The 23,302-nt window shown below is 54.8% G+C and carries 21 protein-coding genes and 1 pseudogene; 9 read left to right on the top strand and 13 right to left on the bottom strand.

The features are described 5' to 3' along the window. Positions 1-12 precede the first annotated feature (12 nt). Positions 13-1,560 carry a MerR family transcriptional regulator gene (locus ACTQ3R_RS07985; RefSeq protein ID WP_441778605.1) on the top strand — a complete coding sequence of 516 codons (1,548 nt, stop codon included), beginning with the start codon at positions 13-15 and terminating at the stop codon, positions 1,558-1,560. A 41-nt stretch (positions 1,561-1,601) separates the two neighbouring features. Further along, positions 1,602-2,633 carry a dipeptidase gene (locus tag ACTQ3R_RS07980; RefSeq protein WP_441778604.1) on the top strand — a complete coding sequence of 344 codons (1,032 nt, stop codon included), beginning with the start codon at positions 1,602-1,604 and terminating at the stop codon, positions 2,631-2,633. Between the two features lie 139 nt (positions 2,634-2,772). Here the strand turns inward: ACTQ3R_RS07980 and ACTQ3R_RS07975 are convergent, their stop codons facing one another. From ACTQ3R_RS07975 to epsC, 6 genes and pseudogenes are all read right to left on the bottom strand, one after another. Beyond that, positions 2,773-3,909: an HNH endonuclease family protein gene (locus tag ACTQ3R_RS07975; RefSeq protein WP_441778603.1), complete on the bottom strand. Its 1,137-nt coding sequence runs from the start codon at positions 3,907-3,909 to the stop codon at positions 2,773-2,775. A 4-nt stretch (positions 3,910-3,913) separates the two neighbouring features. Then, positions 3,914-4,927 (bottom strand): adenine-specific methyltransferase EcoRI family protein, encoded by a 1,014-nt coding sequence (locus ACTQ3R_RS07970; protein ID WP_441778602.1) that lies wholly within the window; start codon positions 4,925-4,927, stop codon positions 3,914-3,916. 518 nt (positions 4,928-5,445) lie between these two features. Further along, positions 5,446-6,348 (bottom strand): annotated as a pseudogene (locus tag ACTQ3R_RS07965) (transposase); the annotation flags it as partial. Positions 6,349-6,708: 360 nt separating this feature from the next. Then, on the bottom strand, positions 6,709-7,209 hold the full coding sequence (locus ACTQ3R_RS07960) for a hypothetical protein (RefSeq protein ID WP_441778601.1): 501 nt from the start codon (positions 7,207-7,209) through the stop codon (positions 6,709-6,711). 465 nt (positions 7,210-7,674) lie between these two features. Then, the gene (gene cysS / locus ACTQ3R_RS07955) at positions 7,675-9,123 is read right to left on the bottom strand and encodes a cysteine--tRNA ligase (protein WP_441778600.1); all 1,449 of its coding nucleotides are present in this window, start codon (positions 9,121-9,123) and stop codon (positions 7,675-7,677) included. Positions 9,124-9,180: 57 nt separating this feature from the next. Next, on the bottom strand, positions 9,181-9,846 hold the full coding sequence (gene epsC, locus ACTQ3R_RS07950; protein WP_441778599.1) for a serine O-acetyltransferase EpsC: 666 nt from the start codon (positions 9,844-9,846) through the stop codon (positions 9,181-9,183). 564 nt (positions 9,847-10,410) lie between these two features. Here epsC and ACTQ3R_RS07945 point away from each other — a divergent pair. Both ACTQ3R_RS07945 and ACTQ3R_RS07940 read left to right on the top strand, forming a co-directional pair. Further along, positions 10,411-11,124: a helix-turn-helix domain-containing protein gene (locus ACTQ3R_RS07945; RefSeq protein WP_441778598.1), complete on the top strand. Its 714-nt coding sequence runs from the start codon at positions 10,411-10,413 to the stop codon at positions 11,122-11,124. After that, positions 11,125-11,499, top strand: a complete 375-nt coding sequence (locus ACTQ3R_RS07940) for a hypothetical protein (protein ID WP_441778597.1) — start codon at positions 11,125-11,127, stop codon at positions 11,497-11,499. A 33-nt stretch (positions 11,500-11,532) separates the two neighbouring features. Here ACTQ3R_RS07940 and ACTQ3R_RS07935 read toward each other — a convergent pair whose 3' ends face one another. Beyond that, positions 11,533-12,465: a LysR family transcriptional regulator gene (locus ACTQ3R_RS07935; RefSeq protein ID WP_441778596.1), complete on the bottom strand. Its 933-nt coding sequence runs from the start codon at positions 12,463-12,465 to the stop codon at positions 11,533-11,535. A 118-nt stretch (positions 12,466-12,583) separates the two neighbouring features. Then, positions 12,584-13,801: an LL-diaminopimelate aminotransferase gene (locus tag ACTQ3R_RS07930; protein ID WP_441778595.1), complete on the bottom strand. Its 1,218-nt coding sequence runs from the start codon at positions 13,799-13,801 to the stop codon at positions 12,584-12,586. A 151-nt stretch (positions 13,802-13,952) separates the two neighbouring features. Here ACTQ3R_RS07930 and ACTQ3R_RS07925 point away from each other — a divergent pair, with 151 nt between their 5' ends. After that, entirely contained in the window at positions 13,953-14,387 is a 435-nt protein-coding gene (locus tag ACTQ3R_RS07925) for a hypothetical protein (protein ID WP_441778594.1), read from the top strand. A 56-nt stretch (positions 14,388-14,443) separates the two neighbouring features. On the opposite strand, the gene ACTQ3R_RS07920 is transcribed toward ACTQ3R_RS07925, so the two are convergent. Next, positions 14,444-15,001: a hypothetical protein gene (locus ACTQ3R_RS07920; protein ID WP_441778593.1), complete on the bottom strand. Its 558-nt coding sequence runs from the start codon at positions 14,999-15,001 to the stop codon at positions 14,444-14,446. A gap of 224 nt (positions 15,002-15,225) precedes the next feature. Between ACTQ3R_RS07920 and ACTQ3R_RS07915 the strand changes: the two genes are divergently transcribed. The 4 genes from ACTQ3R_RS07915 (at position 15,226) to ACTQ3R_RS07900 (ending at position 17,832) form a co-directional block, all read left to right on the top strand. Further along, a complete protein-coding gene (locus tag ACTQ3R_RS07915) occupies positions 15,226-15,636 on the top strand; it encodes a hypothetical protein (RefSeq protein ID WP_441778592.1) in 411 nt (136 codons plus the stop codon). Positions 15,637-15,654: 18 nt separating this feature from the next. Next, positions 15,655-16,137: an RNA polymerase sigma factor gene (locus ACTQ3R_RS07910; protein WP_441778591.1), complete on the top strand. Its 483-nt coding sequence runs from the start codon at positions 15,655-15,657 to the stop codon at positions 16,135-16,137. Next, complete coding sequence (locus ACTQ3R_RS07905; RefSeq protein WP_441778590.1) at positions 16,130-16,939, top strand: anti-sigma-I factor RsgI family protein; 810 nt, start codon at positions 16,130-16,132, stop codon at positions 16,937-16,939. The genes ACTQ3R_RS07910 and ACTQ3R_RS07905 overlap by 8 nt, the downstream gene beginning before the upstream one ends. Before the next feature lie 122 nt (positions 16,940-17,061). Beyond that, positions 17,062-17,832 carry a DUF134 domain-containing protein gene (locus ACTQ3R_RS07900; protein WP_441778589.1) on the top strand — a complete coding sequence of 257 codons (771 nt, stop codon included), beginning with the start codon at positions 17,062-17,064 and terminating at the stop codon, positions 17,830-17,832. Positions 17,833-17,878: 46 nt separating this feature from the next. Here the strand turns inward: ACTQ3R_RS07900 and ACTQ3R_RS07895 are convergent, their stop codons facing one another. From ACTQ3R_RS07895 to ACTQ3R_RS07880, 4 genes are all read right to left on the bottom strand, one after another. Continuing rightward, positions 17,879-19,570 (bottom strand): CoA-disulfide reductase, encoded by a 1,692-nt coding sequence (locus ACTQ3R_RS07895; RefSeq protein WP_441778588.1) that lies wholly within the window; start codon positions 19,568-19,570, stop codon positions 17,879-17,881. 4 nt (positions 19,571-19,574) lie between these two features. Next, positions 19,575-19,895 carry a rhodanese-like domain-containing protein gene (locus tag ACTQ3R_RS07890; protein ID WP_441778587.1) on the bottom strand — a complete coding sequence of 107 codons (321 nt, stop codon included), beginning with the start codon at positions 19,893-19,895 and terminating at the stop codon, positions 19,575-19,577. Between the two features lie 137 nt (positions 19,896-20,032). Continuing rightward, positions 20,033-21,511 carry a stage IV sporulation protein A gene (spoIVA, locus tag ACTQ3R_RS07885; protein ID WP_441778586.1) on the bottom strand — a complete coding sequence of 493 codons (1,479 nt, stop codon included), beginning with the start codon at positions 21,509-21,511 and terminating at the stop codon, positions 20,033-20,035. A 138-nt stretch (positions 21,512-21,649) separates the two neighbouring features. Further along, entirely contained in the window at positions 21,650-23,176 is a 1,527-nt protein-coding gene (locus ACTQ3R_RS07880; RefSeq protein WP_441778585.1) for a DUF3794 and LysM peptidoglycan-binding domain-containing protein, read from the bottom strand. Between the last annotated feature and the right edge of the window lie 126 nt (positions 23,177-23,302).

The raw sequence follows: 23,302 nt of genomic DNA, 5'->3' as shown, positions 1-23,302 counted from the left end.
GAGGCGATTTCCATGACAATAAAGGAATTGGAACAGCAAGTCGGCTTGCCCCGTGCCAGTATTCGGTTTTATGAGCAGGAAGGTTTTCTCTCCCCCCAGCGTCTGAAAAACAACTACCGGGACTATTCCCCCGCTGACGTCCATACATTAAAGAGGATCAAGCTGCTGCGGCAGCTTCACCTGGACTTGGACTCCATCCGCCGCCTGGAAGCCGGGGAGCTAACTTTGAGCCAGGCGCTGGAGGAACAGCTCGCTGCCCTAGATTCTGACCGGGGTGCCCTGGACCGGGCCGGGGAGGTCTGCCAGTCTCTGCTGGACAGCGGTACGGACTATCGGGCTTTGGACCCGGAGCCCTGGCTGGAGGAATTGGAGCGCAGACCCGCCCCCAACGGCCCCCACCTGGAACGGCAGCGGGACAGTCTGGACAACATTCCCTCCCCCTGGCGGCGCTTTTTTGCCCGGAGGTTGGATACCTTGCTGTACGGGCTCCCCTGGCTGGCCATTCAGCTTTATGTTCTCCACGACTACCAGACGGCTGACCCAGTCAGCCCCGCACTCTATTACATCGCGTTCATCATCCCCTTCGTCTTTGTACAGGTCTTTTTCCTCTCCTCCCTGGCGCAGACTTTAACTGCATTTGTGCTGGAGCCGCTGTTTCTCACCCTGTTCGGCACCACTCCGGGCAAGTGGATCATGGGTCTGGAGGTTCGCAACGCTGAGGGGGGACGGCTGACCTTGACCCAGGCCAGAAACCGCACCATGACTGTGATCTTCCGGGGCGAGGGATTTTACCTGCCCATTTACAGCCTATGGCGCAACTACCGCTCCTACCGCGCCTGTAAGGATGGACAGGTCCTCCCCTGGGATGAGGATCTGTGCTACACTGCCCGGCCCAAAGGACTTGCCTGGCGGATTCCGCTTTTGGCCGCTGGAACGGCCCTAGTGCTGCTGAGTCAGAACATCCTGATCAATGTAAGCTATCAGCCGCCCCACCCGGACGGGATCACCTCCCCTGACCAACTGGCGGAGAACTATAATGCGTTCCACATCCGCCGCGTCCCCGGCGCGTCGGAAGATATCTTATTCAACCGGGACGGACAGTGGGTCATTGAACTGCCCTGGCACGATTCCCCCAACTGGGTCATTGACACCATTGATTTTTCGCCCGACAGCCCAGGGACTTCTTTGTCCTACACCGCTGTTCTGGACCCGGCAGTGCTGGAAGAGGAGGGGCAAAACTACACCCCCTATCAGTTGGACCAGGCCATTGATGACGACCTGATCCTGGCCCTGTCCTGCGCCGCCCGGCCCTGGCCCCTGCTCACCTCCAAAAATGAAATTGACCAAATGGAGCAGGAACTGGCGGAGCTGTGCTCCACCCCCCTTACGCCTCCCAACACGCAACTTGAACAGACCTTTTCCTGTGGCGTACGGGTGCAGGCGGAGGTAAACGCTCCGGGCTATGTGGGCATGGACGGCACCGCCGCACAGCTTATTTGGGGAGACCAGCCCAATCCCGCCCAGCCGATCACTGTCCGGGTCACCATGTCTCTAATTTGATTTTTTCTTCTATATCAACCTCTGTAAAGGAAGTTATCTTTATGCTATACCCAGCCATTTTTGATCTCCACTGTGACACGCTCACCGCCTTTATGGATGTAAGTCAAGATACGTTTCTCAGCCTTGAACGTCCCGAGAGCCGTACGCAGGCTATGACGGCTCTCCGGTCCTGTGCGCAAGGAAACGATACCCTCAACGACCCTCGGCACCAGTTTGCGTTTTGTAAAATTCCCGCCGGAGTACGCTGGGCCCAGTGCTGCGCTATCTTTGTGCCCGATTCGATCAAGGGCGCGGATGCGGCAGACTATTATACATTCCATCGGGACAGCTTTTCCCGCCAGATGAGCACGCTGGAGGGACTGCTCTCCCCCTGCGGGAGCGCCGAAGAGGTGGAGAAGGCTTGGAGTACCGGAAAAGCCGCCGCCCTTCTCACGGTGGAAAATGCCTCTGCCCTGGCGGGAGATTTGTCCAGAGTAGAGCAGCTGCGCCGGGATGGTGTGGTCATGGTGACCCTCACCTGGAACGGAGCCAACGAACTGGGTTCCGGCCACAGTACCGACGGCGGGCTCACTCCCTTTGGAAAAGCGGCCGTACGGGAAATGGAACATCAGGGGATTCTGGCCGATGTATCCCACCTGAACGACAGGGGGTTCTTTGACATGCTGGATGTATGCCAAAAGCCCTTTACAGCCAGCCATTCCAATGCACGGGCAGTGTGTCCTCACCGGCGAAACCTTACGGACGAACAGATTCGGGAGATGGTGGAGCGCAAGTGCCTCATTGGTCTCAATTACTATAATGCCTTTCTCCGCTCTGACGGAACAAAAGCCACTCTGGAGGACCTTTGGCGGCATGTAGAACACTTCCTGGAGCTGGACGCGGGAGACTGCCTGGCACTGGGGTCTGACTTTGACGGGGCGGATCTCCCCCCTTGCTTGAACGCCCCGAAACAAATTGTCGGACTGAAGGAGTTCTTCCGGAAAAAAGGCCTCTCCCCTGCCCTGACGGAACAAATCCTATGGCGCAATGCCCTGGATTTTTTCAAAGCCAATGTAAAAAAATCCCCGGCCTGACGGCCAATGTCATTAAATTAGCACCGCGTGAGCCTTGAAAAAAGCACCCCGGTCACTTCTGAGCAGGAAGTGACCGGGGAATTTTTTGTGTTATCTAAATAGTATATTCATCCATAAAAACGAAAATGAATACAATCAATCATGTATCGCTTTTTCGGCGGTTGCAATCCGCACAACGCATTTTGCAATTTTCCGAGGTTGTATGTCCGCCTTTGCTCCACGGTGTGATATGGTCGCCCTGCATTTCCTCAAAGGCGAAATGCTTTTTGCAATCAGGACATATCCCGTTCTGCCGCTCGTAGGCCTCACGTTTCTGCTTTTCCGTAAATGCGCGGATATTCAAATGCCGCTCGTCGCGGGTAAGAACATAGGAGTAAATGCCTTTCTTGTTTGTCACATCATCGTCAATCATCAGAGCCTTGATTTCCGTTTCCAGCTTGTCCGGGTCTAACGGCGCGTCCTTAAACTGGTTGTAGAGCAGTCCCCATTCCAGTCCTTTCATCTCTTTCCGCTTCGCCGGGAAGATAGTCTGTACCCACTCAATGACGCGCTTAAAGTAAATCCAAATCTGATTTGCGTTTTCGTCCTGCTGGTGAAGCGCCATATACGCCTCAATGGACGGCAAGCCGTCACGGGCGGCAATCCATTCGATTGCCGTTTCCAGATACTCCTGACGGATAGGGGAGCCGCTCATATAGTCCTTTGCCATGCGGTAAGCGATACAGTTCGGTTTGGAGAAATGCAGTTTCGCGTCGGAGAGCCACGGGCCGGTGTAAGAAGTATTCCGCAGTTCTTGTTCCGTCAACACCTTGCCCGCGATATTGATAATGCGGAACCAGTCCAGCACTTCGGAGGGCGTGCCGTCGCACACATAAATGTCCAGCACATAATCCAGAATTTTCTGTTTTTGGTCGGCTTGCAGATTGAAGAAATAAAGATTATCCACAGAAAAGCATTGTTCATAGCTTGCCCGATTATCCTCATCCTTCGCCGCCGCGTAGCGACAAATGGAAATAGTACGCTGTTGTCCATCCATCAATTCAAAGCGGCCGTCGCCCGTTTTTGCCCAGTACATCACATTGATGGGAAAACCTTTCTTGACGGAGCGGATGACTTCATCCCGGTCTTTGTCGGGATAGATAAACTCCCGCTGATAGGCGGGGCGCACATCCAGCTTGCCACTGTAGGCCACAACGCCTTCAATGCCGTCTGTCCCCCGTTCTTCATAGCCGTCAATCAATTCCCGGACAGTTACTTGTATGCGGTCAATGTTCATATGTTTATCTCTTCCTTCTTATGGCTAACCTATCATACATTCGTTTGCCGTTTAAGTAAAACCGTTGAGGATTGTCTTTTTTCTTTCCGGTTTTCTTATCAGTAATTGGCCCCGCCAGAAGCGTGCTGTTACCAATAATCTCAAATTGTCCTTGGTCGTGCTTATCCAAAAAAGTAATAGGAACGCCCATTACTCCATCATAATCGTCAGGGATTAGCTCTACTTTGGGGACATGAATTGCATTGTAATTATCGTAACATGGGTATTCTTGCGGCGAATATTTCTTGTATAAATCAAGCGGTTGGTGTCTTTTCTCAATATCCATGTTGGTAAACCAGCATATATTCCCCATCCGCCTCCATTTTTGCCCGGAATCATCTATTTTGAAGTCAGTTCCTTTTTCTTCATAATAGTCGGGAACCTTAAACCAAATATGGCCGCTATTATAGCCAAGCCATACTTTTTGCTGGAGAAAATAGGGGAATGTTTCAGAATAAATTGCATGGTTCATGTTTCCAAGAACAAGAAATTGCTTCCCGCTGTTCACTAAAAGCGGCAGATATTCCTTCATCAAGGAGAATGGCGGATTTGTCACAACGATGTCGCACTCTTCCAGCAGGGCTAGACACTCTGGGGAGCGGAAGTCCCCGTTACCCTCCAGCGGCGTTTTCACATAATCGGGCAAGGCGATCTGGTCTGCATTGTCGTTGCTGACGATCTCGAACTTATAGCTGGGCTTGTCCGCTTCGTAGTGGGTGGTAATCAGTTTCTTAATGCCGAGCTGCTGGAAGTTTAACTGAAAGTAGCGGAAGAAGTTGCTGGTATATCCACCGAGTCCGTCCCCAAAATGGTCTTGTCCGTCCTCCCCGATGGCCGGGTCATCCGCGTTGCAGAAAATGATTTTGTCCTTGAAGTATTTGCGGTAGTGGCGCAGTTCGTCCTCAATGGTGGAGAGCTGGGTATAAAATTCATCGTTCTTTCCCGCCCGCGACATTTGTAGATTGCTGTTGCCCGCCATAGCGATTTCCCCCGTAGCAAACCAAGTCTTTTGGTGAATTATACCATACTGTGCTGGAAAGATAAAGACGTTATTTTTCCGCCCGGTTGCGATACTTGTTGTGCTTTTTCTCTTGTATCGCTCTTTTAGGCATTTGAAGAATTTTCGATACATTTCAAGGACTTGTTGATTTCTTAATTTAATGGGGCCATTTGTGGTGATAATCAACAAAAAACGGGGCGGTGCATTTCTGACACTCCAAAAACACTTTTATTTTTTACTCGTTGACCGGACTTGTGAGAACTTAAAATGTCAAAGGATTTCTTGATTTCTCCTCATTTTTATGGGCGTTTCCTGAAGATGTTGATATTTTTGCAAGCCCGTCAGGGGTGTCAATAACTTTCACCCATTAAATTATTCTGTACTCCTTTTTTTGAAAAATCGGCCCTTTCAAGGCTGATTTCGGGCTTTTTTAAAAAAACATACGAACAGGGGGCGGTGGAATAGACCGCCGCCCCCCGTTTTTTGAAATTTGCCCTTTATGCCGCGACGCGGTAGGTGAACCATCCAAAACCTTTCGCCCGGAGTTTTCGCTCGTCCTGCCGTCCGGGGCGGAGAGGAATAGTGTGGCGGGATATCTCCCGCATGACCTGTTCCCCGGTCATAGTCGGGTCATTGAGAAACTCTTTGCAGAGCGTCACCGCCATCTTGAAGTTGACGGCGTAGGCATATATTCCATTTTGGGGTTGATGGATAACAACCTCATTGACAACGCGGCTGGTGAGGTTGAATGCAATCATAGCGGCGTATATCTCCTGTTCCACAAAAGCGTCCCGCTTTCCATGGAGGTTCACCAGTCCTACACTGTACTTGGTATCTCTAAAGCAGCCTTCCACCCGCCATCTGCTTCCATATACTTCTTTCAAGTCGTCAATGGTAAAGGAACGCGGAAGAGAAGTCGCCAGCGTTTCAAAACTGCCCGTTTCAAGCTGGAAGCGGACGATACGGAAGCGCATGGTGTAGGGGCTGGGGAAGTCCCACCGGGCGCGGCGGGTGGTGGAACCGGGCTTGCTCTTTTTGGGGACAGGTAAATAAATGTGCCGGTTGCGCTTGTCCTCGTTTGTCTGTGTGGTGGAGATGGTAAAACCGATGTCGCAGTCCAATTCCACCATCGGCAAGCGGGCAATTTCCCGCATGGCAGAATGGTTCTGCTTCACCCGAATGACAAAATCGACATTGGGAGTGTTTATCAGGTGCGCTATGACATTGTAGCTCTCATATCCACGGTCAAGAACGATAATCGTCTTACGGTCAAAGGTGTTGCGCTGGAGCATTTGAACCAGTGCGCCCGGCTCGTCTTTCTGGGGGGCGGGCTGGATAACAGCGTCAAAAAAGGCACGCTCGTAGAGGTCAAAAAGCGGGTTGAGGTGTAGTTGGTTATAGCCGTCTGGGGCGCTGTTGTTGCAGACATAGCTGGGGCATTGGGATTGCGTGCCATGTTGATGGCCGTTCCATCCCCAGCGAGGACACGGTAGCCTTTGTAGCCGCTCGGGGGTCGCCCATACACGCTTGAGGAATTGAAACGTGTAAAGACTTCCCGGAACACTTCGGGCGGGATCTGTGCACGGCGCTGTGTAATAGCCGCAGGGGTCGCGTCAATCTTGGCACGATGAAGCTCCTTTGCCAGCGAGCCGCCCTCTGCCGCAATGAGGAAACGTATCAAAGCGGCGGGCGGGAGTTTCTGGCTCCGGGCCGCATGGCCCAGGGAGAGGCACAAATCCTCTCCCTGCTGGGCCGCGCGGTTAAGGCTTCGGCGTAATGCTTCGGCGGGTGACAGCATAGCTTTCGCCCTCCCCTCCGTCGGTGTCCTCGAAATGCGCGGCGGCAATAGCTTTCAGCATACCAGCAAGCTCTCCACGCATGTCATCCATGAGACGGTCAATGTATCGCTCGACATCAAGAGAGTAGGTGTAAATATTCGTAAGTTCCGGGTCAGTTCCGATTTTTGTGCCTGTTGGAAATACTTTGCGGGTCATTATTCCTGTGTGGGTGGAAGTTTCGGCTCTGATCTCCATACTCATGGAGTGAACTATGTCATCGGTGTCCCTGCCACCTATGACGAAAAGAGGTGCTTCAAAAAGTACACTCGACACAGCCTGCGCAATGCAATAAGATACCTCTGTGCTATCTGTGCTCATATTGTCAGCTTCAATGTTCACCCAGACTGTACGAGTAAAGGGGTCGAGGTCGTTAATTATAACCATAATCTGAATAAGAACTGATAAATGTCGATAATAACTCATTATTTTTTCTCCTTTTAAGGTGCAGGCATCCAAAATTTGATGTTCCGTCTTACTTGCGTTTGCCTGACACACAACGCGGACACCACCGAAAAATGTAAAAAACACCGCGCATGAAAAACAGACCACCTTTCGGCGGGTGGCTCTGTTATCATGCGCGGTGCTAGTCACTCATCAATATGACGGCTACCTTACGCTTTTATAAAATGAAAAATAAATCCAAAATCTAGTAACTGTTTATATGTTTATACGGGTAGCCACTGGGCAACAAGGCCAACTACCACTGTTACTATACTACCTTCTGAAATGTTAGTCAATACCATTTGTAAATAAAATTCGATTTATTATACAATTAGTTATTTAAAGATTTGCATTTGTACTTAAAACGATTAAATGAGCGGAGGTTCTTTCCTCCGCTCATTTAATGACATTGGCCTGACGGCCGGGAATTTTTTACTCTATTTTGTTTTACACACGCTTCCAGGCAGCGCCGCCGGGCATGTCGGTGATTTCGATGCCCTGCTGCCTAAGTTCGTCCCGGATACGGTCCGCTTCCGCAAAGTTCTTGGCCTTTTTGGCCTCGTACCGCTGGAGCACCAGGGCGTCGATGGCTGCATCCCCCTCACCGGTGATGGTGTAGCCCCCAGCGGACTGGGCGGACTTGGCCTTCGCCTGCTCTTCCCGTGCCTTGGCGGCCTTTTCCAACAGAGACAGGGAAAGGACCTGATCAAAGCTGTCCAAAATGGCCAGCTTGGTGGCCCCATTGGTTTTTGCCTTCAGTGCGTCATAGACAGCGGTGACAGCCATGGAGGTGTTCAGGTCGTTGCCCACCTGCTGGCGGAACTTGTCCTTGTACTCTGCCAGCACTGCCTCGTCCACATCCCCGTCCTTGGGGTCCAGGGCGGCAATTTTGGCGATCAGCTTCTGATAGGCCCCGGCAGCGTTGTCCAGGTTCTCCCAGGAGAACACCAGACCCTTGCGGTAGTGGGACTGGAGGCAGAAGAACCGGTATGCAAGGGGATCATAACCCTTTTCCTCCAACAGGGAGACGGTCAAAAACTCACCCTTGGACTTGGACATTTTACCGGAGTTGGTATTCAGGTGGTGAACATGGAACCACTGCTTGCACCAGGGGTGGCCCAGATAGCTTTCCGACTGGGCAATCTCATTGGTATGGTGGGGGAAGGCATTGTCGATGCCGCCGCAGTGGAGGTCCAGGTATTCCCCGTTATATTTCAGGGAGATGCCGGAGCACTCAATGTGCCAGCCGGGATAGCCCACCCCCCAGGGGGAGTCCCACTTGAGGGCCTGATCCTCAAACTTACTCTTGGTGAACCAGAGAACAAAGTCGTTCTTGTTGCGCTTGTTGGTATCCTCCTCCACGCCTTCCCGGACGCCTACAGCCAGGTCCTCCTCGTCGTGGTCGTTGAAGACGTAGTACCGGTCCAGCTTGGAGGAATCAAAGTACACGTTTCCTCCGGCCAGGTAGGCATAGCCCTTGTCAATGAGGCCGGAGATGATCTTGATGTAGTCCTCAATGCAGCCGGTGGCGGGCTGGATGGTATCCGGGCGCTTGATGTTCAGCTTCCGGCAGTCCTCAAAAAAGGCGTCGGTGTAGTACTGGGCGATCTCCATGACGCTCTTGTGCTCCCGCTTGGCGCCCTTGAGCATCTTGTCCTCCCCCGTATCCGCGTCAGAAGCCAGGTGGCCTACGTCGGTGATATTCATCACCCGGTTTACCTCATAACCGTCATAGCGCAGGAACTTCTCCAGCACATCCTCCATGATATAGGAGCGCAGGTTGCCGATATGGGCAAAGTGATAGACCGTGGGGCCGCAGGTGTACATCTCCACATGTCCGGGGGTATGGGTCTCAAATTGTTCTTTCTTGTGGGTGGCAGAATTATATAGCAGCATAGCGAAAACCTCCTACTATTAATTTAAAAGATTGTAAATGGTAAAAAGAAACCTGTTTTACGCTTCTATCTTGGCACGTTCCTCCAGATACCTTTGATCCAGCATTCTCTCCAAAAATTCCAGGCGCTGGGACAGAGCTTCGATGCGCTCCAGTGTGGGATTTTCCACGCTGGTCTGGTCCACTTCGTCGGCAAAATGGGTCGTCTTTCCGGCGATGCGTACGATCTGCGCGGGAATCCCCACGGCGGTGGCATTCTCCGGAACCTCAGTGAGGACCACCGAGTTTGCGGCAATGCGGGAGTTGTCCCCCACCTTGAAGGGACCCAGGATCTTAGCGCCGCAGCCGATGAGCACGTTGTTGCCGATGGTGGGATGGCGCTTTCCATGGTCCTTGCCGGTTCCCCCCAGGGTGACTCCGTGGTACATCAGGCAGTCATCGCCCACCTCAGCAGTCTCCCCGATGACGATGCCCATACCGTGGTCAATGACAAAACGGCGGCCGATCTTGGCCCCAGGGTGAATCTCAATTCCTGTCCAGAACCGGCTCCACTGGGAAACAAAGCGTGCCAAAAAGCGGCAGTGATGGCAGTATAACCAGTGGGCCAGCCGGTGATACAAGGTGGCGTGGACCCCTTGATACAGCAGAAAAACTTCCAGCTTGGAGCGGGCGGCAGGGTCACGCTTTTGGTAAGCCTCCAGCGTCTCCATGAGGGAACGAAACATAATATCCTCCTTTTCCCCAGAGCAGCGAGGCTCTGGACCATGTCAAATCAGACGCATTATATGGTATGTTCTGTGCTCTGCCCGCGCTCCGACATCGACAGGCCTCCCATACAGTCCGGCTGCTACGCAACATATCCAGCACCTCCTTTACGATTCTATAGGGAAAACGAAAACGCCTCTCATACCCGTTAGGGCATAAGAGGCGATGACTCGCGGTTCCACTCTCATTTCTTACTCATAAGACCGGTATCGGGGTCAAACCGGACGGCATTACCCGCCGCGCTCCCGGACGCACTTCACATCTGCCAGCCCAGGCCCCCTTTCAGCCGGTGAAGGGCCCTCTCTGTTTGCCGGGTAAGATGCTACTTTTCCGTTCTTTGCGCTACAATATAGTATACTATCATCCCTTTCAGAGAGTGTCAAGTCAAACCGTCTATTTTGCTCCAAAATCAGGAAAATGGGGGTTTGTCAACCAGAAGTTGACAAATTTCCAGCTTTCTTTCCTTGTCAAAGGTGTCATATTTTGGTATTCTGGACCTAAGAATGAACGCGGAGGCGAGAGCAATGACACTGGGAGAACGCATCGCTCAGGCACGCAAACAGGCCGGTCTGTCTCAGGAACAGCTGGGGGAAAAGCTCGGCGTGTCCAGGCAGGCTATCAGCAAATGGGAAAGCGGACAGACAAACCCTGACGTGGCCTACGTGGCGGAACTGTGCCGCCTGTTTGGCATTTCCTCTGACTGGCTTTTGTTGGGATTGGAAAACGCCCAAGAATCCGCTCCCGTCCGTTGCCCAAACTGCAAGACCGTCGTCACCGGCTTGGACAACTTCTGTCCCAACTGCGGGCACTCTCTGCAGGAAAAGCCCTGCACCTACACCCTGGTAGTGGCCCGCGAAGGGCATATCCCGGTTCAGATAGCGGAGGAGATTGTCTCTCTGATGAACTTTCATCTGCTTCCCGACAGCACTCTCATTGCGCAAATACAAGGCCGCGAACAAGTGATACAGCTGTTGGAGGAAAATTCCTATTTGCCCTTAGCGCGCGGACTTTCCAAAGACTTGGTGGAACGCATCATCGACAAGCTATCCTGGTCAGACAAGGATGCGTTTCGCTTCTACCGCGACGGCGATTCGGCTCATCTCGATGAACTCAACGGCAAAGAACCTATCCCGATGGCCCAACTGCAAAAAAAGAATGAGCCTATGTCTTTCGGGGGAATGGTTCTGGCCGTAATCGTAGGAGTCATAGCGGCCATCTTCCTGCTGGCACTGTTGTAAATGAACCGCAGGATATTTGACACCCTGGTGTGTCTGGCCGCCCTGGCCTTCTATCTGCTCAACCGTTCTCTCTTCTCCCCCGCTCTGGGGGGACACATGGGATGGTTTTTGACCTGTTATGCCAATGACATCTTTGCCGGAGCGGCCATTGTGGCTTGGCTGGATCTTCTTCTGAGCCTGGGACGGCTGGGACAGGTCCGCTCCTGGAAACAGGTGGTCCCTTTTCTCTTGTTCTGCGGTCTTGTTTGGGAGGTATGTGCCCCCTTGTTCAAGGCAGATGCCGTTTTTGACCTCTGGGACTTTGCCGCCTATCAGGCAGGTGGTGCTCTATGGCTGCTGGCCAGCCGCCTGCCTGCTCACTTTACGGAACATTGAAGGGCCGCCGCGAATCATTCGCGGCGGCCCTCCTTATTCCACCGTCCGGTCAAACCGGCGGTAATGGTCTCGGGTCACATCTATAAAGGTGCGGGCAGCAGGGGAAATAAAGCCATTTTTCTTATAAACCACCGCCAGAGAACAGGTAAGGGCGGGCTCCCCTACCGTGAAGCAGGCCAGACGGTCCAGATAAGGAGTGCGGGAAAGGCCGCTCTCCTGTAAAAAGGCAAAGCCCATTTTCTCGGTTGCCAGGTTGATGGCAGTGGTATTGTTAGTGGTCACCAAAATATTTTGAGGCTCTACACTGTGCACTGCAAACACATTATGCAGAAGCTTGCTCAGCCGCCAGTCCGAAGGCAGCATGATGAGCCGCTCCCGCTCCAACAAGCGAAGGTCTGGGAAGGGTTTTGGTGCCTCATAGCTGCTCTCCAGCCCCTCCAACAGAGGGTGGTCCCGGTGTCCCACCAGAAAAACATGCTCCCGCATAACAGTCTCATAACTCAGCTCGGTGAGATTGTCGGGGATCTGCATAAGACAAAAGTCCACCACGCCGCCCACAGCAAGCTCCTCCAGTTCAGGGACTGGAGCTTCGTGTAAAATGACCTGCACATCGGGATAGTGCTCTTCAAATATGGGAAGCACCTCGGGCAGCAGCACCGACCCGCGCCAGGGGGACACGCCCAGATGGAGCACCGGCCGCTTCTTGTTGCGCAGATCCCGTAAATCGCTGACCAGCTGCCGGTCCAAATAGTCCTGCCGCTCCAAATAGGCATAGAAGAGCTCCCCTGCCTCGGTAAGCTTCAAAGGTGTATGGGAGCGGTCCAGCAGCACCACCCCCAGGCTGTTCTCCAGCTTGGCCAGATATTGGCTTAAATAAGGCTGGGACAAATACAGCCGTTCCGCCGCGTGGGAGATACTCCGTTCCTTGACAATCGTAATAAAGTATTCCGGGTTCTTGATAAACATAGGACACCTCTTCCTCCGTCAAGCCAACCGGGACACAGCGGGCTTGATATAGGTGTTTTATTATATCAAAAGAAAGCGGGCGCCGCAAGTACGGCACCCGCTGAGACAGCAATCTATTTTACAGCATGGTCTTGATGCGCTCCACCGCCTGGCGGGTCGCCTCTGTCTCACCAAAGGCGGTCAGACGGATGTAACCCTCACCGCTGGGGCCGAAGCCAGCACCAGGTGTAGTGGCCACATTGGCCTTATCCAGTACCAGGTCGAAGAAATCCCAGGAGCCCATGCCATCAGGCGTTTTCAGCCAGATGTAGGGGGCATCCACTCCGCCAAAGCACTCAAGTCCCGCAGCGCTCAGTCCCTCCCGGATAATCTTGGCGTTATTCTGGTAGTAGGCAATGTTCTCCATGATCTGCTTGCGGCCCTCGGGGGTATAGATGGCAGCGGCACCCCGCTGAACCACATAAGGTACACCGTTAAACTTGGTCGTCTGGCGGCGGTTCCACATGGTGTTCAGCTTGACGCCTCCCCGCTCCAGCTCCTTGGGCACCACGGTGTAGGCGCAGCGGTTGCCGGTGAAGCCGGCCGTCTTGGAGAAGGAACGGAACTCAATGGCACAGGTCCGGGCTCCCTCGATCTCAAAAATGCTGTGGGGGATATCCTTCCGGGTGATGAAAGCCTCATAGGCAGAATCGTAGAGGATGACAGAGCCATTCTGATTGGCATAGTCCACCCACACCTTCAGCTGTTCCCGGTTGGCCACAGCGCCGGTAGGATTGTTGGGGAAGCAGAGGTAGATGATGTCTGCCTTCTCCTTCGGAGGCTCAGGAGAAAAACCGTTGGCCTCCACACAGGGCATATAGATGAGCTGATTCCACTTGCCCAGCTCCTCCTGGTACTCACCGGCCCGGCCGGCCATGGCGTTGGTGTCCACATAGACCGGGTACACAGGGTCGCACACAGCCACCACATTGTCCACCCCGAAGATGTCACCGATGTTGCCACAGTCACTCTTCGCGCCGTCGGAAACGAAGATCTCGTCGGCCTGGATATCCACTCCACGGGCGGCGTAGTCATACTGGGCAATGGCCTCCCGGAGGAAGGGATACCCCTGCTCAGGGCCGTAGCCATGGAAGCCCTCGGCGGTCCCCATCTCGTCCACAGCCTTGTGCATAGCCTCGATAACAGCGGGAACCAGGGGGCGGGTCACATCACCGATGGACAGCTTGGTGATCTTCGCCTGGGGATGGGCAGCGGTATAGGCGGCAATGCGCCGGGCTACCTCAGAAAACAGATAGCTGCCGGGCAGTTTTAAATAATTATCATTGATTTTCACCATGGGCAAACAGCTCCTTAGCCAAAACTTCGGACTTTATTATCTATGATGGAACCTGGATTGTCAAGAGGCGGCCTCCTGCCTCAACAAAATTCCCGGTATACAGGCCAAAAACTGTGACATACTATTCACAGCTTGCAAAGGAGTGGAGCATATGATCGAAGCGGATACTGTAAAACTGCTGCGGGAATGCGATGCAGGGGTAAAAATGGGGGTAGCCTCCATTGACGACACACTGGGGTATGTACACAGCGCCGAACTGAAACGCTGCCTGACCCAGTGCAAAAAGGAACACGAGATCCTAAAGGGCGAAATTCAGGGACTGCTTCACCAGTACCATGACGAAGGCAAAAATCCCAACCCCATTGCCAAAGGCATGTCCTGGATGAAGACCAACGTCAAGCTGGGGATGGACTCCTCCGACCAGACGGTTGCCGAGCTGATGACCGACGGGTGCAACATGGGAGTGAAATCCCTGAACCAGTACCTGAACGAATATAAGGCAGCCGACGAGACCTCCAAAGACATCGCCAAACGCCTGATCCACCTGGAGGAGCGGCTGGCGGTGGATGTGCGGGGATATCTCTGACCCTCCCTTACCCACTTGCCACAACTGGGCCCCGTCCGTATGCGGACGGGGCTTTTTTACAGTTTGGATGCCCCTCCCCCGTGGGCAATGAGAAATCCCACGCTGCCGGAAACAAAATCCCGCAGCTGGGACAGGGCTGCCAAAGCCTCGGGCGAACTCTGGCCGCAGTTTCTGGCCATGATCAGAAATCCCAGCGCGGTCAGCCCGATGAGCCCTACGATCCACATCTGTTGGTTCAGCCTGTCTCTTTCCCGTTCTGTTTCCCCTTCATAAGGTGGCAGCGGGACCTCTTCTGTCCCGGTGGAAGCTTCCGCCGCCTCCATGCGGGCAGATGGCTGCGGCTCTTCCCCAATGGTAAAGCCGATTTTGGTGCGTGCTGGGGAGGCGGAGTTTTCCCCCTGTCTCTGGACTCCGGTACTGATGAAGTAACCAAACACGGCGGCGGCTGTGGTACGGACCACCACATCCAGCTCGGTAGAATCTCCTCGCCCCAGCTCGTTGGCAAAGAGGTTATGGCCAGACTGCACCAACAGCACAGCCATAAAAGCCAGCAGCAGTTTGTCAGCCAGTGGGATTCGCCTCCATAACCGCCGGCGAGCCTTTCTTTTCTTCATGGGTGTTCCCCTCCTTCTCCCCATGCTATGCCTCCAGGTCCAGAAGGGAAACCCTGCTCCCCTCCCGCTTCTGTCAAAGCTTTGCCTTCCCTTATGGATAAAATGTGATACAATGGAGGTGAACATTTTTCAAAAAATTTTTTCCGGGTGAATGGTTTTCCCTCCCCCAGTCGTATTCATGGTGAAGAGCAATCTTACCAAACACATGAACGGAGGAATGAACCATGAAAAAAGCATTGCTTGGAGCCCTTACGTTAGCCCTAGTGCTCACCGCTGCCACCACCAGCGTCTTTGCCGCCGGCCGGGGCTATGGCCAGGGAGCCGGCACCGGAATCTGCAGCGGCAACGGCACATATTGCCGCTACACCGACACGGACGGCGACGGAGTGTGCGACTACATGGGCACCAACTGCCGCTACACCGACACAGACGGCGACGGAGTGTGTGACTATATGGGCACCAACTGCCGCTGCACTGACACAGACGGTGACGGGGTATGTGACTATATGGGCACAGGCCGTGGCCAGGGGGCCGGATTCGTCGATGCAGATGGAGACGGACTGTGTGACAACCTGGCCGGTGGCCGCCCTATGGACGGCACAGGCCGCGGCCACCACGGAGGAAGACACGGATAAGGGACGGAGTTTTGTAAGATGCGCAGCGAGGAAGAGGCACGCAGAGCCATTGACCAATATTCTGACATGGTACGCAGGCTCTGTATGATCCACCTGAAAAACTATGCCGATACCGAGGACATATTTCAAACGGTGTTTTTGAAATATGTCCTCAGCAGCGCATCGTTTGAAAGCCCGGAACACGAAAAAGCCTGGTTCATCCGGGTGACCATTAACGCCTGTAAAGACCTGCTGAAAAGCTTTTTCCGCAAAAACACCGTCCCCCTGGATCAGATTCTGGAGCAGCCCGCCCCCCTGAAGGACCGGCACCGCGAGGTGCTGGAGGCCGTTCTCTCTCTGCCTGCCAAATATAAAGATGTGGTCTATCTCCACTATTACGAAGGATATACCGCCCCGGAGATCGGACACATTTTAGGGAAGAATGTCAACACCATCTATACCCTGCTCAACCGGGCAAGACAGATTTTAAAGGAAACACTGGGAGGTGACACAGGTGAATGACGCGCTGAAAGAGGCCTTCGGCCAGATCCGGGCGGAACAGGCTTTGAAGGAAGACACCCTCTCCTATCTCTATAAACAGACCAACGGTTACCAGCGCACCCGTGCCGCCGTCCCCTATTACCGTCCCCTGCTCTCTCTGGCCGCTTGCCTGCTGCTGGTGGTCTGCCTGGGACTGTGGCGTGCCTGGTTCACTCCTGTCTCGGTTATCAGCATCGATATTAACCCCTCTCTGGAACTGGAACTCAACCGCTTTGACCGGGTCATCTCCGTAGAGGGCTACAATGAGGATGGCCAAACCCTGGCCGACTCCCTGTCGGTGCAATTTCTCAACTACCAGGACGCACTGGAGGAGATTCTCAGCAGCGACACCGTGGCAGATTGCCTGGCCAGGCAGGAACTTTTGTCCATCGCCGTAGTAGACGATAACACACAGCGCCAAGAGGCCCTTTTAGCTGGGGTACAGGCCTGTACTGCCGGCCACGGCCAAGCTCACTGCTATGCCGCAGACGGAGCAGAGCTGGAAGACGCCCACCACGCCGGATTGTCCTATGGAAAATACCAGGCCTACCTGGAACTTCTTGCCCTGGATCCGGAGATCACGCCCCAGCAGGTCCAAACCATGACCATGCGGGAAATTCGTCAGCTCATCGCCGACCTTTCCGCCTCCGACAGCGGCATTCAGGAGGAGAACATCGAAACTAGCCAGCAGGGTTCCGGGCCTCTGGAGCAGGGAAACAGTCCGGGCAGCGGCCATCACTATAGTCAGGGAGGCGGCCACCACTACGGGCGTTCATCGGAATAACATTCCCCCTCTGAGAAACATCCTCAGAGGGGGCTTTTATTTATAGCATATGTCGAAAATAATTCTTGACATATGCCATAAAAATGCTATGCTAATGGTAACCGATCAAAGGAGGTATGTTCATGGCCAGACCTCGTAAGTGCCGCCGGGTCTGTCACGCTCCTCTGTCCCAGGGCTTCGTTCCCACCGGTGAGGAGATGCCGGGACAGGAAATCATCCTGACCGTGGACGAGTACGAGGCCCTTCGCCTTATCGACCGGGAGGGACTCTCCCAGGAAGAGTGCGGCCTTCGCATGGCAGTGGCCCGCACCACCGTACAGCAGATTTACGCACAGGCCCGCAAAAAACTGGCAGACATGCTGGTGGAAGGCAGGCCCCTGCGCATTGCTGGCGGTGACGTTCTGCTGTGCGATGGTGCCCCCGGTACGGGCCAATGCGGCGGCTGTTTCCGAGAAGCATTTCAGAGCATAACAACAAAAGGAGATCATACTATGAGAATCGCAGTTACCTATGAAAATGGAAGTATTTTTCAGCACTTCGGCCACACCGAGCAGTTCAAGCTCTACGATGTACAGGAGGGAAAGATCCTCTCCTCCCAGGTGGTGGATACCAACGGCAGCGGTCACGGAGCTCTGGCCGGTGTCCTAAGCGCTTTGGGTGTGGATGCGCTCATCTGCGGCGGGATCGGCGGCGGCGCCCGAACCGCTCTGGAAGCGTCTGGAATCAAGCTCTATGGTGGAGTGTCCGGACAGGCAGACCAGGCAGTAGAGGCTCTTCTGTCCGGGAAGCTGGAATTTAACCCCGACGTTATGTGCAGCCACCACGAGGAGCACCATGGCAGCGACCACCACTGTGGGGAGCACGGGTGCGGGGAGCACCACTGCGGACACTAAATTAAAAAAAGCGGCGAAACGATGGCATCGTTTCGCCGCTTCTCTTTTATCGTTCCATTCCGCAGGGATAGCTGGAGGCACAGGCCAGACGCTCTCGGGTCACCATCTCATAAAAGCGGTAGCCCCCAGAGAAGTTATAGCAATCAAATCCGTGTTGAGTCAGAAGCCGGCTGGCCACATAGCTGCGCAAGCCCGTCTGACACATGACATACACCGGTTTGGCAGGATCCAGCTCTCCCAGCCGCTCCCGCAGCTCGTCCACCGGAAGATTGATGAATCCTTCCACATGGCCCCTTTGGTACTCCCACGCGGTCCGGGTATCCAACAGGGTAACACTTCCGTCCCTGGGAAGGGAATCGATCTGCTGCCAATGAATCTGCTTCACTCTCCCCTGGACAATGTTTTCGATCATAAACCCGGCCATATTGACTGGGTCTTTGGCAGAGGAATAAGGCGGCGCATAGGCCAGATCCAGTTCTGCCAGCTCGGTGGCTTTCATGCCGCCGCGAATGGCAGTGGCCAGCACATCGATGCGCTTATCTACCCCGGTCCGGCCCACGATCTGGGCTCCCAGCAGGCGCAGTGTGCCCTTTTCCCACAGCACCTTCAGGGTCATGGTCTCTGACCCAGGGTAGTAAGAGGCGTGGTTTTCCGGGGATAACACCACCTTGTCATAATCAATGCCGGCAGCCTGGGCACTTCTCTCATTAAGTCCAGTAGACGCTGCGGTCAGTTCAAACAGCTTGATGACGGACGAGCCCTGTGCACCGGAATAGCGGCTGTCTCCACCGCAGATATTATCCGCGGCAATGCGCCCCTGACGGTTGGCTGGGCCGGCCAGCGCGACCACCGCCCGGTCCTTGGTCACAAAATGCTCTACCTCCACCGCATCCCCCACAGCGTAGATATCCGGCAGGGAGGTCTCCATCCGTTCGTTTACCCGGATGGCCCCCTTCTGTCCCAGCGTCAGCCCGGCCGCCTGGGCAAGTCTGGTGTCTGGGGTCACGCCGATGGCCAGCAGCACCATATCAGAATACAGGGGCTGCTCCCCTTCCAGCAGGGTAGTGACCTGTTCACCACTGTGCTCAAAACCCGCCACAGCGCTGCCCAGCTTCAGGTGTACCCCGTGGCTGCGCAGAAGTGTATGCAGCTGGGCAGCCATATCGTAGTCCAGCGGCGGCAGTACCTGGTCGGCACGCTGGACTATAGTGACCTCCAGCCCCAGCTCCCGCAGATTCTCTGCCATCTCCAATCCGATAAAACCGCCGCCGGCCAGCACCGCAGATTTTGGCCGCTGCTGCTCCACAAACCGTCGAATGCGCAGGGTATCTTCCACCGTGCGCAGGGTGAAGATCCGCTCATGCTCTGCCCCCGCCAGTCGTGGCTGAGTAGGTCTGGCCCCAGGGGACAACAAAAGCTTATCATAGTGCTCTTCAAACTGCTCCCCTGTCTCCAGATTTGTGACCGAGACGGTCTTTCTCTCTGGGTGGAGAGCCGTCACCTCATGGCGCACCCGCACATCGATCCGGAACCGGGCAAAAAAGCTCTCCGGCGTCTGGAGGGTCAGCTCCCGCTGGTCAGTAATGACACCGCCGATATAATAGGGCAAACCGCAGTTGGCGTAGGACACAAAGCCGGAGCGCTCAAAGATCACAATTTCCGCCTGTTCATCCAAGCGGCGAATGCGGGCAGCGGCGGTGGCTCCGCCCGCCACGCCTCCAACGATTACTACTTTCATACCCTTACCTCACAATCTCTCCATGATAATCAATAATGCCGCCGATATTGGTCACATTGGTATAACCCATGTTTTTCAGCATAAATGCTGCCTGCCCGCTGCGGGCGCCGCTGCGGCAATAGACAAACAGGGGGACATTTCTGTCCGGCCACAGGCTGGGGGCTCTTTGGATCTCCTGTACATCCAAATTCCGGCTGTCCGGGATGTGCCCCTGAAGATACTCCTCCTGGGTACGCACGTCCAGCAGTACCCCGCCGTTTTGGGCCCGGTACTCCTCTACACCCCGGTCAATATCCGCTCGTTTAAAAAAATCAAATATTCCCATATAGATTCTCCTATGTTAATTTTTGTGGTTTATTGATTTTATTTTATCAGGCCGCTCTCCTGTAAACCGTGACAAAGTCACCGAGAAAAAGCCCCCTCCGGCGCGGTTTATACCGCACCGGAGGGGGCTTCAACGTATTACAAAATAATACAAATCAATCCGCCAGAACCCTCATTGATGATGCGCTGAAGGGTCTCCCGAAGCTTCACCCGCGCATCTTCCGGCATACGTTTGATCTTGGCGTTCAGATCTTCGTTGACCAGCTCATGGAGCGACTTGCCGAAGATATTGGCCTCCCAGATCTTGCTGGAATCTCCCTCATACTCTTGGAGTAAGTAGTGGATCATGTCCTCACTCTGTTTCTCACCGCCTACAATGGGAGAAACCTCCGTCTCAATATCTGCCCGGATCATGTGAATCGAAGGAGCGCTGGCTTTCAGGCGCACTCCATAGCGTCCTCCCTGCTTCATGATTTCCGGCTCCTCCAGCACCAGGGAGTCAATGGGGGGTACCACAATACCGTAGCCCGTCTCCTCTACCTCCTTGAGCGCATCGGCCACCTTGTCATAGGAGCGTTTCACACCAGCCAATTCGGTCAGCAAGGCCATCAGATCTCCGTCGTCTCCAATCTGAAAACCAGACTGCTGGGACAGCGTGTTATAAAATAGCGAGCGAGGAAGCTCCATGGCGGCAGCAGACACCCCAGTTCCCAGATCAATGGAGGAGATCCGTGCGTCACTGACCACTTCACAGTTTTGGAAGGAGCTCACGGCACTCTCTACATCCCGGATCCGGCGCAGGTTCTCCGTTCCCTCCCGGATGGCGGCATAGAGTGCCGCTTTGATGGGGTGCTCCTGGGGCAGCGCATCGACCCAGGGGGGAAGGAACAAATCCAGCTCCTTGACCGGGAACTCATAGAGGACATTTTTCAGGATGGCGTTGATCTCCTCCTGGCTCAGCTCCAGACAATTGACTGCCACACAGGTCACGTCATAGCGCTGGGCAATGTCCGCACGAATGGCCCGAGCCCGATCCGAATCCGGATAGGCGGAGTTGAGTACCACCACAAAGGGTTTGCCCAACTCCTTCAGCTCCGAAATGACCCGCTCCTCCGCTTCCAGATAATCCTCCCTGGGGATGTCGGTGATGGTGCCGTCGGTAGTCACCACGATCCCGATGGTAGAATGTTCCGAGATCACCTTTCTTGTCCCGATTTCCGCCGCCTCGGTCATGGGAATTTCATGATCAAACCAGGGCGTGGTGACCATGCGCTCCTGCTCCCCTTCCAGCTGCCCGACCGCCCCTGGGACCAGATAGCCCACACAGTCGATCATACGCATCTGAAAGGCCGCGCCCCCATCCACTGTCACCGCCACCGCATCCTCAGGGACAAATTTGGGCTCCGCTGTCATAATCGTACGGCCCGAGCCGCTCTGAGGCAGCTCATCCCTGGCCCGCTCCCTGCGGTAGACGTTGTCAATATTGGGAATGACCAATGTCTCCATAAAGCGTTTGATAAAGGTGGATTTTCCCGTTCGGACCGGCCCCACGACGCCGATATAGATATCGCCTTCCGTACGCAGGGCAATATCCTCATAGATTTTGCGATCTTCCACTTGCAACTCCTCCTTCGGCCGCCCAAGCCGGTTGTTTCCCTACATTCTATTGGGATAAGCCGTGGAATATGACAAGCCGCGGGAAATTGCCCGTTGTTATGAAAAAAGGCCGCCCAAACTGGGCGGCCGAAGGCACTTTTATCGTGTGCTGGGGATCAGAAGCATTTTACCCAAAGGCAGTTCCTCCTCCTCCAGCTCATTGGCCTGGAGAATCTGTTCCGTGGTAGTCCCATAGGCCTTGGCAATATCCCAAAGGCCCTCGCCCGGCGCGGCCAGACGGAGAACCACAGACGGACGCTCTCCTCCCTCCCAGCTTCTTGCCTCTCCAAAGCGTGCGGCCGTCACAGTTGGAACCGCATCACTCACCGTAGTCAGGCAGGAAAACTCTACCGTGAAGCGTACCTCCACTCCCCCGGCCGCAGGAGCAGCAAAAACCTCCCCTGGACAGGTGCAATGGCAGACACACCGGGCATTTTCCGGGCAATCCAGCCGGCAGGATACAGGAATAGACCGCCGGACACACTGCGGCAGCTCATTCTCATCCAGATACAGTACACTCAGCCACGCATCTGTGGTGAGAACCAGTTCCTCTCCCTCCCGGCTTTGTTCCACCTTTCCCAATGCCAGGCGGGCATCCACCACCGAGCGGACCATCTCCCCCGTCTCCAGCAGTTCCCGGACCGCCTGGGGGCGAACCGACTGTTCCCACAACCGGCACAGCGGCTGGAGCTGTCGCTCCGTCTCCATCTGAAAGGCTGTGCTGTAGAGGTCCTGCAAAAGGGTCAAACTCCGCCGGCCCCGGACCTGGGCCTGTGCCAGCAGCTCCAGGGTCAGCTCCAGCTCGCGGCCGTCTCCGCCCTCTGTCTCCCACTGAAATCCGGTTACCTCTACCGCGGCTTGGCAATCTCCCTCCTCCGCAGCGCCGGCCATCTCCATAATCTGAGAAAATGGCATGGACTCGTGACTGGTCGTCAGTGTTCCTCCGGGCTCCTGTAGAAGCAGGTATACCTCCACCGCTCCTTTGAAGATCAGCTTACTGCCGATGAGCTTACTCTCGCTGCACACCGGCTCTACCCGGATCGCCAGGATCTGAGGTGGCTCTCCGCCGTTTGAAGGGAGGCGAAGCTGGTCCGAAAATGTAAAGGGTTTTTCCTGGACAGAGCAAAGTTGGTAATGCTCACCCTGAAACTTGCGTTGACAGACTGCCCCCTCTTGCGCGTTTGCCGCACCGCAGCAGACACTCTGCTCCACTGGCTGGCAGGCTGTAACATCCACTGCAAGGTCTACCCGCAGCAGTACCTTTCTGGGATTCAGGGCCCGTGCCTCGGCGCAGCGCAGACGGGGGCTGGCCAGCACCACCCCCCGCTCCGTCAGGCCTGGAGCCTCCGCCTGGCAGGTAAATGGCAGGCCTACTTCCATACGCCGGAGCCCCGCCGCCCCCTCTGGCTGATATAGGATGACCGCCCGGACCATCCCTGTGACCTGAGCCAGCCCCTCTCGGGCCTGCTTGCCGCTCAGGGTCGCCTGGCCGCATACGTCCACGATCCGCAGGATGTCCGGACAGGCATCGGGCACGATACTCTCCAGCGTCTCTTCCTGGCACAGGGTAACCTGAGCCACTGTGTCATAACTAATGATGGTGTCTCGCTCAAATTCCAGTTCCATGGTGTCCTCTCCCTTTTGTCATGGTGTCATTCCGGGTTTGTGACACTATATGAGAGAGCCCACAGAGATATGTCCCCTTTGTCCTCTTTTGTCATTTCATTCCAAAAATTCTCCGCAGCAGCCCCC

It is taken from the genome of Lawsonibacter sp. LCP25S3_E2 (genome assembly GCF_052117285.1).
GTDB lineage: Bacteria > Bacillota > Clostridia > Oscillospirales > Oscillospiraceae > Lawsonibacter.
The sequence above is the reverse complement of the archived record's forward strand: the minus strand, read 5'-3'. Positions and strand labels throughout refer to the sequence as shown.